The organism is Deltaproteobacteria bacterium (genome assembly GCA_019912665.1).
Taxonomy (GTDB): domain Bacteria; phylum Desulfobacterota; class GWC2-55-46; order GWC2-55-46; family GWC2-55-46; genus UBA5799.
This window is the reverse complement of sequence record JAIOIE010000021.1, coordinates 193,536-209,406: the sequence shown is the minus strand read 5'-3', so window position 1 is coordinate 209,406 and position 15,871 is coordinate 193,536. Positions and strand designations below refer to the sequence as shown.

General features: G+C 57.5%; 13 protein-coding genes. All 13 read left to right on the top strand.

Annotation, left to right across the window (positions count from 1 at the left end):
- Positions 1-6: 6 nt before the first annotated feature.
- Genes K8I01_10415 through K8I01_10355 form a run of 13 tightly spaced genes read left to right on the top strand, consistent with a single transcriptional unit; the run spans position 7 to position 15,805 of the window.
- A complete protein-coding gene (locus K8I01_10415) occupies positions 7-1,125 on the top strand; it encodes a GNAT family N-acetyltransferase (protein MBZ0220830.1) in 1,119 nt (372 codons plus the stop codon).
- Positions 1,126-1,127: 2 nt separating this feature from the next.
- On the top strand, positions 1,128-2,153 hold the full coding sequence (locus K8I01_10410; GenBank protein ID MBZ0220829.1) for a polysaccharide deacetylase family protein: 1,026 nt from the start codon (positions 1,128-1,130) through the stop codon (positions 2,151-2,153).
- Positions 2,143-3,225 carry a glycosyltransferase family 4 protein gene (locus tag K8I01_10405; GenBank protein ID MBZ0220828.1) on the top strand — a complete coding sequence of 361 codons (1,083 nt, stop codon included), beginning with the start codon at positions 2,143-2,145 and terminating at the stop codon, positions 3,223-3,225. The genes K8I01_10410 and K8I01_10405 overlap by 11 nt, the downstream gene beginning before the upstream one ends.
- Positions 3,194-4,546: an O-antigen ligase family protein gene (locus K8I01_10400; protein MBZ0220827.1), complete on the top strand. Its 1,353-nt coding sequence runs from the start codon at positions 3,194-3,196 to the stop codon at positions 4,544-4,546. The genes K8I01_10405 and K8I01_10400 overlap by 32 nt, the downstream gene beginning before the upstream one ends.
- Positions 4,543-5,169, top strand: coding sequence for a YdcF family protein (locus K8I01_10395; GenBank protein ID MBZ0220826.1), 627 nt, complete (start codon positions 4,543-4,545; stop codon positions 5,167-5,169). Before K8I01_10400 ends, K8I01_10395 begins: the two co-directional genes overlap by 4 nt.
- Entirely contained in the window at positions 5,166-6,356 is a 1,191-nt protein-coding gene (locus K8I01_10390) for a glycosyltransferase family 9 protein (protein MBZ0220825.1), read from the top strand. Before K8I01_10395 ends, K8I01_10390 begins: the two co-directional genes overlap by 4 nt.
- Entirely contained in the window at positions 6,334-7,806 is a 1,473-nt protein-coding gene (locus tag K8I01_10385; GenBank protein ID MBZ0220824.1) for a B12-binding domain-containing radical SAM protein, read from the top strand. Before K8I01_10390 ends, K8I01_10385 begins: the two co-directional genes overlap by 23 nt.
- Positions 7,803-9,263, top strand: coding sequence for a B12-binding domain-containing radical SAM protein (locus tag K8I01_10380; GenBank protein MBZ0220823.1), 1,461 nt, complete (start codon positions 7,803-7,805; stop codon positions 9,261-9,263). The genes K8I01_10385 and K8I01_10380 overlap by 4 nt, the downstream gene beginning before the upstream one ends.
- Positions 9,264-9,316: 53 nt before the next feature.
- A complete protein-coding gene (locus tag K8I01_10375) occupies positions 9,317-10,486 on the top strand; it encodes a glycosyltransferase family 2 protein (protein MBZ0220822.1) in 1,170 nt (389 codons plus the stop codon).
- Between the two features lie 4 nt (positions 10,487-10,490).
- Positions 10,491-11,489 carry a UDP-N-acetylmuramyl pentapeptide phosphotransferase gene (locus K8I01_10370; protein MBZ0220821.1) on the top strand — a complete coding sequence of 333 codons (999 nt, stop codon included), beginning with the start codon at positions 10,491-10,493 and terminating at the stop codon, positions 11,487-11,489.
- Positions 11,486-13,426: a polysaccharide biosynthesis protein gene (locus K8I01_10365; GenBank protein MBZ0220820.1), complete on the top strand. Its 1,941-nt coding sequence runs from the start codon at positions 11,486-11,488 to the stop codon at positions 13,424-13,426. The genes K8I01_10370 and K8I01_10365 overlap by 4 nt, the downstream gene beginning before the upstream one ends.
- 1 nt (position 13,427) lies before the next feature.
- Positions 13,428-14,297 (top strand): hypothetical protein, encoded by an 870-nt coding sequence (locus K8I01_10360; GenBank protein MBZ0220819.1) that lies wholly within the window; start codon positions 13,428-13,430, stop codon positions 14,295-14,297.
- Between the two features lie 56 nt (positions 14,298-14,353).
- On the top strand, positions 14,354-15,805 hold the full coding sequence (locus K8I01_10355; protein ID MBZ0220818.1) for a capsule assembly Wzi family protein: 1,452 nt from the start codon (positions 14,354-14,356) through the stop codon (positions 15,803-15,805).
- The last annotated feature ends 66 nt before the right edge of the window (positions 15,806-15,871 follow it).

Below are 15,871 nucleotides of genomic sequence, written 5' to 3'. Positions count from 1 at the left end.
GTATGGATGCCCATATCGATACGCATAACCGAATCCTTTGATGCCCTGGAAAAACCGGCCCATGCATGGGAGAGGCTGGCAACAGACGAACGCCTTCACATATTTTCCGGCCCAGCATGGAACCTGGCCTGGTGGAAGGCCTTTGGAAACGGGAAGAGGCTCCGCCTCTATGCCGGATACGACGGGAGCGAGCTTGTCGGGGTATGGCCTTTCTGCATAAGGAAAGGCTCTTTCAAAGACCTTCGCGGCACTGTCATTGAGACACTTTCAGGCCGTAGCTCCGACTACGGACTGCCTGCTGTGAGGACCGGCCATGAGGACGCCTTCGTGGGCGCGGTCGCTGAAGACCTTTTTTCAGAAGCCCGCGGCAAGATACTCGATTTCCCGCACCTCCCCGTTGGGCATCCTGCGGCACTGGCTCTTGACGAGACCATAAAAGGTACTGGCGCGCGCATCCATGAAACGGCCTCCATATGCCCGAGGCTCGAATTCGGAGAGGATTACGCCTCAACCGAAAAATCCTGGAAAAAGTCCCTGAGGACCGATCTGAGGAGGCAGAGAAGGAGGCTTGAGGATGCCGGGCGTTTGAACCTCCATGTGCCTGAAGGGAAAGAGGAGGTCCTGGCGTTCCTGCCGCTCTTTTTCAGGATGCATTCGGCCCGCTGGAGCCGGAGGGGCTTCAATATGAAATTCCTCGATGGCGAAGAGGCGGATTTCTACCGTGCCCTTGTGGAAGGCCTCCACGGAAGGGGGCTTCACTTCTCATACCTCTCATGCGGCAATGAGATCATCAGCATGCATTTCGGTTTCGTCTCGAACAAATGGCTCTTCTGGTATACCCCGGCCTACAACCCGGACTTCGAGAGGCACTCCCCGGGAAAGGTGCATATCGGGATGCTGGTTGAGAGGGGGCTAATGGAAGGGCTCAAGGGCATCGATTTCCTCCAGGGCGACGAGCCGTATAAACTGCAATGGAGCACCGGGAAGGTCGAGACGCTGTCATTGACCTGCGCTGCAGGACTTTCACTGCGCTTAAGGTGGCTTGTCTCGACAAGGCCGTGGCTTATTGAAAACTTCGGGCGGTTCCTTAGGAGGCGTGGACCTGTCCCCAGGCCCACGGCATGATAATGGCGGCTTCAAACGTCAACAGGATGATCTCCGGAGGGCTCTCGATATTGAGCAGGGTGCGAAGCGTGCCCAAGGGATACGCCATTCTCCTCTATCACAGGCTCCATGACAAAGACCCTTGCCCCTCGGGGCTATCAATAAGCACCGGGGAGTTCGAGAGACAGATGTGGCTTGCGGCGGAAATCGGGAAAATCGTCCCGCTTTCGGACATGGTGTCAATGGTCCGGGGCCGGAGGAGACCGGACAGGCTCTATATAGCCGTCACATTCGACGACGGCTATGAGGATGTCCTGAGGTTCGGGCTCCCGCTCTTTAGAAGGCTTTCAGTGCCTGTTATGTTTTTCGTATCAACGTCCTTTATCGACGACCGTTCGCGCTTGCCCTGGTGGGACGAGCTCCATGAAATCGCCGGGGCTGGCCGAAGCCTTTTCCTTGACTGCGTAAGGTACGGCCCATGCCAGAAAGAGCGGATGGAATTCATAGAAAGAGCGTCGATTAAGCTTAAGTATTCCGGGATTGACCCGCAGGTCATGATGGCAGGCTTCAGGCCCGCCGGCTACAAAAGGCCTGAGGCGAACGGGTTCGCGGATTGGGAAGGGCTCAGGAAGGCGGCAAGGAGCGGCTATGTCGAGGTCGGCGGGCACACGGTCACCCATCCGGCTCTTTCGATGGGCGGCCTCAGCGAGATACCGGAAGGTAAGCGCAGATTGGAGGACGAACTTGGCGTGAAGGTCAGGTTCTTCTCTTATCCATTCGGTGAGAATAGGGACATTTCATCTGCCGTCGTAAGCGCGGCAAAAAAGGCGGGCTTCCTGGCCGCGGTCACTTCTCAAAGCGGCTTTAACAGGGAAGGTGACGACCCCATGCGCTTAAGAAGGATAAAGTTCTCGGGGAATAGGCCCGCTGATTTCGAGACAAACCTCAGGACCGGGGACATAAAAAGGGGCATAAACCAGGCCTACGCTTTTTTATGTGGGCTGGGAGGAACGGCGCGATTCGCGGGGCTCAGGGCCGATGGGGCTTAGGGTTCTTTACATCGTTTCGATACTCCCGCCCTATCCGGGCGGAGCGGCTGTGTGCTACGGCAATATCCTCAGGGGCCTTGTCGAGAGCCGTGACCGGAATATCGGAAGCGTCACCGTCCTTACCGAGCAAGGCTGCGAAACACGCTATGGAGAACCGGTGAAGGTGCGTGACAAGCTCTACAGGTACGATTCCGCCGGGGCCGCGGAAAAAAGGTTCCTTAAGCAGGCATTAAATTACTTCATCATCATGGGCTATATCCTTTTTTCGGGAAGCGACGTAGTGCACATACACGCGAGGTACGTTTACGCGAGGTACATAGGGCGGCTCGTCTGGCTCGCGCTCCTCCTTTCACGTGCCAAAACAGTCATAGACATAAGGGACAGGTTCTATAGGAATTTCGGTTTCGGGCATCATTTCCTGGTCTGCTCGAAGGACCTCATGACCTTTTACGGCTGGATAAGGAACAAGGAATACTTACCCGTGCCCATGGATTTCCCGGAGCTCAAGAAAAGCATAGAGGCAAAGCACCGCGTCGGCTATTTCGGAGCAATCGCCGGGAACAAGGGCATAAGGGAACTGGTCGATGGCTACAAAGAATACAGGGACGGATCGGACGACCCGCTCGAACTTCACATCTGGGGACAAAACATGATGGGGACAGAGTTCGAGGCTGCCATGGCCTCGGTACAGGGCGTAAATTACAAAGGGAGCGCGGCTCCAGATGAAGTCCTTGATCGGATGCTCGAATGCAAGGCAGTTGTGCTGCCTTCGAGGTCAGAAGGCATGCCGAGGGTATGCCTCGAAGCCATGTACTGCGGACGGGTGGTCGTCTGCCATGAGGCGGTGGAATCGATAGCGTCCTCACTGCCGGAGAGGTTCGTGTTAAAGGACCTATCTCCAAGAGAGATAAAGAGGGTCCTTTCCGAAGTGGAATGTTACAGCGGTGATGCAACTTTCGACTACGATCTCGAAGAACATTCGAGGGGCCGGGTCACCTCCCGCCTATTCGATTTCTATAGAAGGGTGCTCAGTAAAGCCGATGCGGAAAACCGTCATAAGGAGGGAAGCTGACGGTACGAACTTCACCCTGATAATCCTCTTCATAGCCTCAGCCTTTCTCGTCTCTTCGTTCAAGATAGCCAAGGTCTCGTCCTCCGCGATGGTCGCAATAGCCATGTTGGCGGCCTTTATCCTGGGGGGTCTACTCAAGGCCAGGTTCGTCTTTGCCGCGCACCCGGTGCAGAAGGGGATGCTTGCGCTCCTCGCGTGGGCTCTCTTTTCGTTGCTCGTTAGCAGGATCGACCCGTCAAAGGCCATCCCCCCCGAGGCCTACGCCTATTCATGGGCCGGGGGGCTGTCGAGCCCTGACCTCCGTGGAGCGTCGTTCCTCGCAAGGCTTCTCCTTGCGGCATTCGCCATGAACTTTATCATCGAGGCCGTCAATACCGAAAGGAGGTTCTTCAAGGCGATCAATTGGTATCTCCTTTTCTATTTTATCGTTTCTACACTCGTGCTCGCCCAGTTCGCCCTGCTCGCGGTCTGGGGGGTCGAGGTCGGCGAGATAAGGCCGGCAAGCGTTGAGAGCGCGTTCCGGACGGGGGGGCACCTGGGGGAATCGAGCATACTCGCGGGGGTCCTGGCGAGCGGTTATTTCCTTACTGTAGCCTTCGCGCTCAAAAAGCACCCGGGGCTCTGGTTCCCGGAATGGCTGATAAAGACCATGTGCATTGTCGCCACATTAGCGCTTCTCTCCACGCTCTCAGCCGCGTGGATAATCTCCGCGCTCCTCGCCTTTGCCCTGGCGGGGCACAGGCACCTGGGTAAGAGGGGCCTTCTGGCGCTTATCATCTGCATAGCCGTAACGGGCGCCCTCTTTCACGCCGAGATATACGATTCGGTAATGAGGAAGGCGTTCGGCGAGCTTAGCCAATTGAACGTAAGGACCTATTCGTGGATAGCGGGACTCTCGATTTTCATGGACAACGTATACACCGGCGTCGGCATAGGGCAAAGCGTATTTTTCACGCCGGAGTACTTGATGGACATAGCAATAAAGCCGCTCCTCAACCCGGCGCTCTTTTCGGAGCTCTTCCTCGCGTCCCGCTTCCCGCCAATGAATACCTATATACAATGGATGGCCGAGACCGGGGCGGTTGGGCTTCTCCTGCTCTTTTACGTCTACTACCTGGTCTATCGCTCAGGCAAGCGGATTACAAATCCGGAGCACGAGAGGATCGTGAAGTTCGGGATAGGCGGCGCGCTTATCGCAGGCGCGGTCGCTATCAACACCTCCCCCGACTACATATATGTAGGGTTCCTAAACTTCCTCGCGGCGATGTACGTGGCGGGCGGAAGGGTTTTCGGCCGTGGGCGCTTAGAGGGGGGTGCATGAGAAATGGCCTTACGGCTCTGTTGCTGGCCCTGGCCGCTGCCATACTCATCCATACCGCGCTCAACCCTGACAGGGTCTTCGATTATCCCGCAAAGCTCCTTTACATCGAGACATATGACGGGACGCGGGCCGATGCCGTTATCTGCCTTTCCGGGGCAGAGGTCGAAAGGGTCGAGCACTGCCAAGGGCTCTACATGGCAGGGAAGGCGGCGATGGTCGTCGTCACAGGAGGAGGGCTTGAGGCAGGGCTCATCTATTACAGGGAAGGCGGCTCGCTTGCTTCCATTTCAAGGAACTGGCTTCTTGAAAATGGAGTGCCGGAAAGTTCTGTAGAGGTCATAGAGCAGGGCACGAGCACTTACGAGGAGGCAGCGGCGGTCCGCTCATTCGTTGAAAGAAAGGGAATAAAGTCCATAGTGGTCGTCAGCTCCCCTTACCACATGAGGAGGGTATCCCTCGTCTTCAGGAATGCCTTTCAGGGTAGCGGCGTTGAAGTGAGCTTCTCTCCCGCAAGGGGCTTTGACGAGGGCCTTGCCGGATGGTGGAGGGAAGAGGGGCTGGTTGCGGCCGTGTTCGGCGAGTATGTGAAGCTCTTCATCTACGCCGTAAAGGGATACATATGACGCTGACGCATATATTGGGAAGGCCCGGCTTTTTCGCAAGGACGTTCATCCTTTCGGGCGTGTCGGAGCTGCAGGCCAGGGCGCATGCCTTGCATGAAAAGGCCTTTCCGGTGAGGCTCGATGCTTCCGAGGCGAAGATCCTTTTCATCCAGCTCGGCCAGATAGGGGACTATGCCTTGAGCGAGCCTTTCCTTAAGGCCCTGAAAAGCTTTCCGGGGAAGGTTGTGAGGATAACCGCCCTTATCGACCCGGTAAATTACGAGCTTTGCAAGGCGGGCGGCGCGGCAGACGAGATGGTCCTTTACGGGGCGAGGAAATACACGAGGGGAAGGCCGTCGGGCTTCCCCGCAGCCTTGCTCGATGAGCATAAGTTCGATTGCGCCGTATGGCTGAGGGGCGATTTGAAGGTGCTCTTCTGGCTCATCCGCAAGGGGGTCCGGTTCGTGAGCGTAGCCAAGTATCCTATCCCGCTACGCCGCGCTTGTTTCGCGCTCATATCCAAAAGGCCGGCCGGGAAAGAATATCCGCATTTTACGGAATGCCTGGAACGCCTCCTTAAGGAGCTCTTCCCCGGCGCGCGGATGCGCGCTCAAGAGCGGCTCCAGGATGTGCGGCATTCCGACAAAAGGATCTATATCCATATTGGCTCAGGCAATAGACTGAGGAGGTGGCCTGAGGAGCGTTTCGCGGAGCTCTGCAGGATGCTCCTTGAGTCTGACAGGGCCCTGAAGATATGCCTTTTAGGCTCAGAAGCCGACCGCAAGGACGCCGGGGCCATACTCGGCGACAAGCGCCTTTTGTCTTACGCGGAACGGATAGAGGACCTCTCCGGCAGGGTGGGGCTTCCCGAGCTTAAAAGGGTCCTCTCCAATGGCGCGCTATTCATCGGGTTCGACAGCGGCCCCATGCACATCGCCGCCTCCTCGGGAATATCCGTGGTGGCCCTGATGGGCCCGCAGTCACCAATGGTTTTCGGGCCGCGCGGAACCGGTAATACACGGGTGGTCTATAAGGCCCCATTCTGCTCTCCGTGCTGGCAGTTCTCGTGCATCCGGAATGACGGCGGGGCCGGGGAATGCGTCCTGGCAATAACGCCCGGCGAGGTCTTCAGGGCAGCGGTTTCATTGCTGCAGAAAGCGCAACCGGCAGAAAAGGGGGGAACGCATGAGAACGCTCCTTGTCTATAACGTCTACTCTGACGAGCTCGGCTCGAGCAGGCCGCCCCTTGGCACCGGCTATCTCGCCCAGGCCCTTGAGGACGCCGGAGTAGATTACGACGTGGTCGATATGAAGCTCGGGCATTCGGAAAAAAAGGTCCTCGATATGATAGGGCGGGGAGGATACGCCTCAGTCGGCGTAACCGTCTACACCGTGGGACACAAGAAGTTCTTCGGCCTCCTCAAAGCCGTAAAGGATCGATATCCATGGGTGATAACTGCCGCGGGCGGGCCACACGTGACGATCATGGGGAAGAAAATACTCGAAGAGTGCCGTCATGTGGACCTCGCCTTTACCGGAGAGGCGGAGGATTCGTTCGTCAAGTTCTGCAAGGGCGAGGAGTACGGCAGCATCCCCGGTCTCGTTTTCAGGGACAGGGGCGAGCCTGTGTGCGGAGCCCCTATGGCGAGGCCGGACGACCTCGATTCCATCAACTGGCCGCGCTACGGGAAGTTTGAATTGAAGAAGTATGCGAACGAGATAGGGGTCATAACCTCGAGGGGGTGCCCGTATCCCTGCACCTTCTGCTCGGTGGGCCTTACGCTCGGGAGAAAGGTCAGGGTCCGCTCGATCGAGAAGATAGGGGACGAGCTCGAATACTGGTACTCGAGGGGGAGGAGGATATTCAATTTCCTCGACGACAACCTGACCTTCTACCCTGAGAGGGTATTTTCGCTTTGCGACGAGATAAAAAAGCGTGGCCTCAAGGGGCTGATCTTGAGGGCTTCGAACGGGCTCAGGGCCGACCGTCTGAACCGGGAGATGCTCCTCAGGATGAGGGAGGTCGGCTTCAGGAGCTTCGGCATAGGGGTGGAGGCCGGCAACGACAAGGTCCTCGCGGCGCTTAAAAAGGGCGAGACCATAGCCGAGATCGAGAATGCAATAAGGCTCTCGTGCGAGCTCGGTTTCGAGGTCTCGCTCTTTTTCGTCTACGGCGTTCCGGGCGAGACGATGAACGACATAGAGGACTCCATAAAGATAGCCAAAAAATACCCGGTCCTCAAGGCGGACTTCTATAACCTCATACCGTTTCCGGGCACGCAGCTCTGGGATTGGGTCGAGGAGAACCGGGCATGGACAGGAGAGCCGATGGAACTTCTTGACAGCATGGACAAGAACCTCCGGTTTTCGAAGGATACCGGAAAGCCCTTTTTTACGACAAAGGAGCTCGGAGCGGACGAAAGGGAATATCTGGCGAGGAGGCTCAGGGAGACGACGCTTGAAATACAGAGGGAGGGCATCGAGCGCGTCTTTTCCAGATACGGGAGGCTCAAGCGTCCAATGGGCTGGCTCGCCTCAACCATTTTTTTTCAGAAGCTCTTTTTCAACAATAACCTCGTAAGAAGGGTCTCTGACAGGGTGCGGTACAGAAACGCCGGGACCGGGTCAGGAACAGGAACCGGGGAGGCAAGGACATGAGGGCGCTCCTCCTTAATCCCCCTTTCCTCCCGAGGTTCTCGCGTTTTTCAAGAAGCCCTGCGGTCACCAAGAGCGGGACGATCTACTACCCCATCTGGCACGCCTATGCGGCCGGGCTTCTTGAGAAAGAAGGTCACGAGGTCATGCTCATCGACGCGCCCGCAAGCGGGCTCGAAAGGGAGGACTGCTTCCGTGCCGCCGCCGGGTTCAGGCCGGATTTGACGGTCGTCTATACCTCGACCCCGAGCATCTATAACGACGTAGAGGTCGCGGCTGAATTGAAGGAAAGGACAGGGGGCGCGTTTACGGTCCTTACGGGCACGCACGCATCGGCGATTCCGGAGGAGACTCTAAATCTCGATCCGAGGATAGACGCGGTAGCCCGCCTTGAGTACGACCTTACGCTCTCGGATCTCCTTAAAGGCATCGAAAGAGGGCATGTCTCCGAAATCGCCGGCCTGACCCTGAGGGAGGGGGGCTCCATAAGGTCTAGCCCGGACAGGCCTTTTCTCGACGACCTCGATGCGCTCCCGTTCGTGTCGAGGGTCTATAAGAAGCACCTGAGGATAGAGGACTACTTCTATGCCCATTGCCGATACCCTGTCGTCTCAATTTTTACAAGCAGGGGGTGCAACGCCAGGTGCACCTACTGCGTCTACCCGCAGCAGGCCTTCGGAAGGAGGCAGCGCCAGAGAAGCCCTGAAAGCATTGTCTCCGAGTTCGAGTACATAGAAAGGGAGCTCCCCCAGGCCAGGGAGGTGCTCATAGACGACGATACCTTCACCTCGGACCGGAGGCACACGGCGGAGTTTTCCGAGCTCATGATAAAAAAGGGGATAGAGCTGCCCTGGACAGCCGAGTGCCGCCCCAACCTCGATTACGAGACCATGCGCCTCATGAAAAGGGCCGGTTGCAGGCTGATAGTGGCCGGTTTCGAGAGCGCGGACGACCGGATATTGAGGAACATCAAAAAAGGCGTAACGGTAGAGCAGATGAGGCGGTTCGTCAGTGACGCGAAGAGGGCAGGGCTAATGGTGCACGCCTGCTTTATGGCCGGGAACATGGGGGAGACGAAAGAGAGCCTAAAAAAATCCCTCGCCTTCGCAAAGGAGATGCGCGCAGACACCTGCCAGTTCTTCCCTTTGATGGTATATCCGGGGACAGAGTCCTACAAGTGGGCCGACGAGAACGGCTTTCTCAAGACGAGGGACTTTAGAAGATGGCTTACGGAAGACGGGCTCCACGACTGTGTCGTGAGCACGCCGGAGCTCTCAGCCGAAGATCTCGTGAGTTTTTGCGACCATGCCCGGCGGAGCTATTACCTCGACCCGAGATATATCGCGTACAAGCTCAGGCAGGGCATGGGGGACCGCCGCGAGCTTGTAAAGACGCTCCGGTCAGCCAAGACCTTTGCAAGGCATCTTTTGGGCGGGTCTCGCAGAGGCGCGGCCTGCTGAGCAATACAAGGGTGCATCGGAGGCATTCCGAACAGAAAGGTTCATAAAGACGTATGGAATGGCAGCTTACGCTTGAAGTCATTTTCTGGGCCGGGGCCGCGGCCCTCTTCTATGCCTATATCGGTTACCCGCTCATCCTTTTTTTTCTGAGCCGCGCTTTCGGAGAGGAAAGAAAGGAAGCCTCGGAGGGCGCGCCACTTCCCTCAGTGTCGGTCCTCGTGGCGGCATACAATGAAGAGAAGAACATAGGGGAGAAGATAAGGAACACGCTCAGCCTCGACTACCCCAAGGGGCTCCTCGAGGTGGTCGTTGCCTCTGACGGCTCAGCCGACGGCACTGCCGATATCGTGAGGTCTTTTTCAGCGAAGGACGGCAGGGTGCGCCTTCTTGATTTCCCGAGGGGCGGTAAGGCCAGGGCGCTCGCGCTCGCAATGCCGCAGTTAAGAGGCGAGATAGTCTTTTTCTCGGACGCGAATACCGAATGTGAAAAAAGCGCGCTCCGGCTCATTGCCGGGGCGTTTGGAGACAGGCGCGTCGGGTGCGTCTCCGGGAGGCTCGTCTACAGGAATCCCGGAGGCATAGTGAGCGGAAAAGGGGAGAGCTTCTACTGGCGCTATGAGACGTGGCTTAAAAAGTTCGAGAGCAGGTTAGGGTGCGTCTCAGGCGCTAACGGAGCCGCCTACGCGATAAGAAAGGAATTATTCGAGACGCCCCCGGAAGGCACGGTAAACGACGACTTCGTAATCCCGACAATGGTGGCGGCCCGGGGTAGAAGAAGCGTCTACGAGGAGAGGGCCCTTGTCTACGAGGACGTGGCAGCGAGCGTGCGGGGCGAGTTCAGGCGGCATGTGAGGGACGGGGCAGGCCATTATATCGCGGTATGGCATCTCTCGCGCCTTCTTAACCCTTTCCTGGGGCTCCACGCCTTTATATTCTGGTCGCACCGGGTCTTCAGGTGGGGCGCGCCGTTCATATTGCCCGCCGTTTTCGTTCTTAACGCGATGCTCCTTGAAAAAGAGGTCTACAGGCTCGCCTTCGCGGCGCAGTCCGTATTCTACGCGGCGGCACTTCTGGGATTTCTGGGCAGGGGGCAGGGGAAGCTCCCCTTTCTATTCCACGCGCCATTTTATTTCTGCAACCTGAACCTCGCGCTGTTTATCGGGTTCGTAAAGGCCGTCTCAGGCAGGCAAAAAATGACATGGGAGAGGGCGGGGAGAGCCTAAACGGTTGAATACAATTCTCATGGCGATAACCGGCCTGATCGCCGGGGCAGCCGGGCCCATCGCGATACAGAGGTTTGGAAACGGCCTCGGCCTCACGGACAGGCCCAACGAACGGAGCTCCCATTCCGTGCCGACTCCGAGGGGAGGGGGGCTGGGCATAGTGGCGGCAGCGAGCGCAATGGCCTTTCTTTCAGGAGATTACGCCTTTGCGCTGATCCTCGTATCCATCGGCCTTTTAGGATTCCTCGAAGACCTCTTCGGAATACCGGCAAAGTTCAGGCTCGTAGCGCAGCTTGGGCTCGCCTTCCTTCTGGCTGCGTCCACCCTGGGCTTGTCCGGTTCAGTGAAAGACGTCTCGATAATCCTTTTGTGGACCGTCTTCATAGCGGGCACCGCCAACTTCTACAACTTCATGGATGGGGTAAATGGGATGGCCGGGTCTTCCGGGCTCGTCGCCTTCGGCCTCCTCTCGGCCTTCGCCTTTTTGTTCAGCCCGGAGTTCCTGTCGCTTAGCCTTGTAGCGGCGCTCGCCTGCATGGGATTTCTTCCGTTCAACGCGCCCCGGGCCAGGGTCTTCATGGGAGACGTCGGGAGCGTCTTTCTGGGGTTTCTTTTCGCCTCTCTCGCGCTCAAGATGGCTTCAGGGCCCCTGGCCTTTATCTGTATTGCCGCATTCCTAGTAACCTTCTACGCGGATGCCTTGACGACCGTTGCCATGCGGGCGGCCAGGGGCGAGGACATCTTCAGGGCGCACAGGGGTCATCTTTATCAGTACCTTGCGAACGAGCTCGGCATCCCCCATTGGAAGGTCTCTTTTGGTTACGCATCAGTACAGTTCCTGATCGGCGCCCTGGCCCTGCTCGCCTTTACAATGAGCGCGGGCCGATTTCTCCTCCCGGGCGCGCTCATCGTGTTTTCATTTATTTTCGCGGCGGCGTACCGGTTGATAAAATCCGCCGCTCCGAGGGGCGGAGTCCTGGGCCAGACCGAAGGCGGAATGTGAATAGAACCATTAAAAAACTAATCAAGCCGACCCCGGCCAAACGGGTGGCTTTTTTTCTAATTACGGACGCCCTCGCGCTTTCCGCGGCGCTGCTGCTCGCCTTCCAGCTCCGGATGGATCTTGCGATGGGGCCTGAGCACAATGCGGCATTCATGCGTACACTACCGCTCTTCATATTTTTGAAGTTACTTCTCCTCGGTTTCTTCAGGATTTACAGTATGACATGGAGGTACGCGGGCATAGAGGATTTCATGAGGATTATTGGCGCGGCCGTACTCTCGGAGGCTTTGCTTTTCTGGATTATCCACTTCTTCACCCCAGCTTTCAGCGGTTTTCAAGTAGCTTTGCCCAGGGGCGTTTTTCCTATCGACGCCGCGCTTTCCATATTGTTCCTTTCATGCCTCAGGGTCTCGAAGAGGATAACCATCGACGCGCTCCGGAGGAAAAGGAACAGAAAAAACGGAAAAAGGACCCTTATCGTCGGCGCGGGCGACACCGGCGAGATGATCCTCCGGGACATAATCAGGCAGAAAACAATGGGGTGGGCTCCCGTGGGCTTTATCGACAGGGACAGGAGCAAGCTCGGGAGCTCCATACACGGAGTGAGGGTCATCGGCGCGCCGGAAGACCTTGAGGAAGTCATTACGGCTAAAAAGATAGAGCAGGTGATAGTGGCGGTCCCCTCCATGAGCGGAAAAGAGCTCAAAACCATATACGAGACGGCCAAGGACCTCGTCGAGTCCATAAAGCTAGCACCCCGGATACACGACTTCCGCCAGGAGAGGCCGGGCCTCAAGGGCCTGGAGGAGATAAAAATAGAGGACCTCCTTGGAAGGCAGGCGGTCGAAGTGGATAACGACAGCATCGGCGCGTTCCTGAAAAAAAAGGTAGTGCTCGTAACAGGGGCCGGGGGCTCGATAGGCTCCGAAATCGTCATGCAGGTTGCCGCGTTCCAGCCCGAGAGGCTAGTGCTCTTCGACATAGACGAAACCGAGCTACACAGGATGGAGCTCAGGCTCAAGAAGGCCTACCCGCAGCACTTTAGCGGGAAGGGCGGCGCGGGCGGCAGGTTCGTCTTCGTCGTGGGCGACATCGGGAACTCCGAGAGGGTCAGGGGCGTTTTCAGCAATTATGCGCCCGAGATAGTCTTCCACGCGGCCGCCTACAAGCACGTCCCGATGATGGAGCACAACCCCGAGGAGGCGGTAAGGGTAAATATGTTCGGCACCCATGTCCTGGCCGCTTCCGCCGCAAGGAGCGGGGTCAGGAAGTTCATAATGATATCGAGCGACAAGGCGGTGATGCCCTCAAGCGTGATGGGCGCGACCAAAAGGATGGCAGAGAACATATGCGCCGCGTTCGGCGCCGGGAGGACCGCATTCATATCCGTGAGGTTCGGGAACGTGCTCGGGAGCCGGGGTAGCGTGCTGCCCATATTCATGGAGCAGCTCAAATCCGGCGGCCCTCTTACAGTCACCCACAGGGAGATAAAAAGGTATTTCATGACCATATCCGAGGCGGTCTCTCTCGTCCTCCAGGCCGCGGTCATCGGCAAGGGAGGCGAGGTGCTGGTTCTGGACATGGGTGAGCCTGTAAGGATAGCGGACCTCGCCGAAGAGCTCATAAGGATAAACGGGTTCGAGCCGTACAAGGACATAGGCATAGAATTTACGGGACTCAGGGCGGGCGAGAAGCTCTATGAGGAGGTCTTCACGGATGAGGAGGTCCTCAAGGTGAGCGCCCACAGAAAGATACTCATATCGAGGAACACGGGTTCCTACTCCCTCCATGAGATAGAGCTGATACTTGGGGAGTTCGAGCCGCATTTGAGCGGGGCGGGCCGCGGCAAGGAGCTTAAAGGCCTACTCAGAAAATATGTCGAGCATACGGCCGATGCGGGCCTTGAGGAGCTTACATTGCAGGGGAGGGTGGTTTAGGATGCGGGCCGGGAGATACGCGCGCGAAAGGGAGCTGGACCTTGCCGATTATTGGGCGGTCGTCTGGAAAAGAAGGCTTGCCGTCCTGCTGGTGTCGGCGGGCATGACCATAGGGGTTCTCGTCTACTCCTTCACTATCCCCGACATGTACGAGTCGAGGGCCGTCATAATGCCGGCCGGCAGGAGCGCCGAGCAGGGCGCTGGCGTTTCCGCCATAACTCAGCGGTTCGGCTCCATACCCGGCATAACGCTCCCTGCCTCGGCCTCGTCAGCCGAGATAACGAGCCTCTTGAAGTCGAACCTCCTTCGCGCCCGCGTCCTGGAGGAGCGCGGGCTCCTTCAAAGGCTTTTCACCGGGGATCGGGGCGGGAAGGGCGTCGATGGCGGGCCGACAACCTGGGACGGGCTGAGGGCGCTCGATTCCATGCTCGAAGTGAAGAGCGATCTCAAGGACAATACCATCACCCTCTCTGCTACGCACACCGACCCGCGTATTGCTGCGGACATTGCAGAGCACCTTGTCGGAGCCCTGACCGACCACATGAGCGCCGAGGCAAAGAGGGTCGCCCTGGCGAACAAGGCATACCTTGAAGCGAAGCTCGGCAATAGCCAGGACCCCATAATCAGGCAGAAGATATATAACCTCATCGCCCAGCAGATGGAGACGGCCATGATGTCCGAGATGAAGGAGAGCTTCGCTTTTAAGGTTGTGGATCCGCCCAGGGTGCCTGACATGAAGAGCTCGCCAGACAGGCGGAGGATAGTGCAGACAGGGTTCCTGCTCTCCCTTGCGGCCGGGGTCGCCGCCGCTTTCTTACTCGAATTCAGGTCCAAGCGCGCTTCCGGAAAGCCTGCCGCGGACAAATCTTGAAAAATGCATTCCCAAAGCCCCGGAACCGGGGTTTAAAACCCACAGTCATTTTGATCATGGCGGCTATCGCGGCCCTTGCAGCGGCTGAGTGCATTGCCGCGCCGCCGGTCAATATACCGGTCGAGAGCCGGTTGTACGAGGATTTCGAACTCCTTGAAGTTAAAGGACTTATCCGGTCGGCGTTACTCTCTACGCGCCCTTTCGGCAGGCTTGAAGCGGCGCGCCTTTTGGAGGAAGCTACGGAGGAACTTAAGAGGCGGCCCGGATTGGGCCGAAGCGCCCTGTTGACAGTAAGACGGCTTGAAAGAGAGTTCCGGTTCGATTTGCAGGGCAGTCATGCAGGAGCCGAGATAAGGCCTCTGGAAGAGGCCTATTTCCACGCGCTTTATTCGGACAAGGAGCCGGTTTTTCCTTCAGTAAACGGGAGCGGAAGGGATTTGAATGGCGGCCTGAACATGATGGCCGGAATAAGGGCGAGCGCAGCCGTCCGGGAAGATCTTCTTCTCCACCTTAACCCTGAATACAGCAGGGATAGCTCTGATACGAAGCTCGAAGAGGGCTATCTGATGTTGAGATTTCATGGGGTCGAGATGCTCGCGGGGCGCGACCACATGTGGTGGGGCCCGGGCTTCCACGGAAGCCTCCTCATGACGAACAACGCAAGGGCCTTTGACATGGTCAAGGCGACTTCGACGCACCCCTTTCTTCTACCCTGGAAATTCAAGAGGCTCGGGCTTTTAAGGCCGACTCTCTTTCTGGCCCGGCTTGAGAAGGAGAGGGACTATCCAAACGCGAAGTTCCTCGGCATGAGGCTCGATATAAAGCCCTCCTCATCATTCCAGGTAGGCCTAAGCCGTGTTTTCATGTTCGGGGGTAAGGGGAGGCAGTCCCTTTCAGGCGGGGACTGGCTGGACGTATTGACCGCGAAAGACAGCGCCGAGCACTCGGATTCGCCCGTAAACGGAAACCAGATCGTCTCTATCGACGCGTCTTTCGTATATGTGAACGAAGGTAACCAGTTCATCCCTTTCTCAGGCGTGAGGCTTTACGGAGAGCTGGGCGCGGAGGACTCGTCGGGAAGCAGGACCCCGTCCGGCCGGGCGCTCATGTACGGGCTCCTTCTTGACGGGCCGCTCCGTATCGATGGGCTTGACCTGAGGGCCGAGTACGCGAATACCGGCCTCAGCGAAAGATACGGGCCGCTCTGGTATTCGCACGGCGTTTACACGAGCGGCTACACTTACCGGGGCAGGGTAATAGGCCATCATATGGGAGGGGACTCGAAAGACCTTTTCTTCCGGGCGCGTTATCACATGGCAGGCGGCATCGTCGGCCTTGAGGCCGATTTCGAGCGCCTGAATATACACGGGGACCGGAATATGCGTGAATGGTACGGGGCGGACCTGACGATTTTGGGCGAAGACCTCATTTTTTCAATCGGAGCGGGGCTTGAGAAGGATAACTGCGGTAACGGGGTCCTCTGGACGAGGGTAAGCCGGGGCTTTTAGAGTCGCTGCCGTTTTTTTTCTGTTTTTGGTTGAATCACGGTCTTTCATCTGGTAGGCTTGTGACCC

Bases quoted from the DNA above. Each gene is read 5' to 3' on its own strand.
- K8I01_10415 (MBZ0220830.1), top strand. From the start codon at position 7: ATGCCCATATCGATACGCATAACCGAATCCTTTGATGCCCTGGAAAAA.
- K8I01_10385 (MBZ0220824.1), top strand. From the start codon at position 6,334: ATGAGAACGCTCCTTGTCTATAACGTCTACTCTGACGAGCTCGGCTCG.
- K8I01_10410 (MBZ0220829.1), top strand. From the start codon at position 1,128: ATGGCGGCTTCAAACGTCAACAGGATGATCTCCGGAGGGCTCTCGATA.
- K8I01_10360 (MBZ0220819.1), top strand. From the start codon at position 13,428: ATGCGGGCCGGGAGATACGCGCGCGAAAGGGAGCTGGACCTTGCCGAT.
- K8I01_10380 (MBZ0220823.1), top strand. From the start codon at position 7,803: ATGAGGGCGCTCCTCCTTAATCCCCCTTTCCTCCCGAGGTTCTCGCGT.
- K8I01_10390 (MBZ0220825.1), top strand. From the start codon at position 5,166: ATGACGCTGACGCATATATTGGGAAGGCCCGGCTTTTTCGCAAGGACG.
- K8I01_10405 (MBZ0220828.1), top strand. From the start codon at position 2,143: ATGGGGCTTAGGGTTCTTTACATCGTTTCGATACTCCCGCCCTATCCG.
- K8I01_10355 (MBZ0220818.1), top strand. From the start codon at position 14,354: ATGGCGGCTATCGCGGCCCTTGCAGCGGCTGAGTGCATTGCCGCGCCG.
- K8I01_10395 (MBZ0220826.1), top strand. From the start codon at position 4,543: ATGAGAAATGGCCTTACGGCTCTGTTGCTGGCCCTGGCCGCTGCCATA.
- K8I01_10375 (MBZ0220822.1), top strand. From the start codon at position 9,317: ATGGAATGGCAGCTTACGCTTGAAGTCATTTTCTGGGCCGGGGCCGCG.
- K8I01_10400 (MBZ0220827.1), top strand. From the start codon at position 3,194: ATGCGGAAAACCGTCATAAGGAGGGAAGCTGACGGTACGAACTTCACC.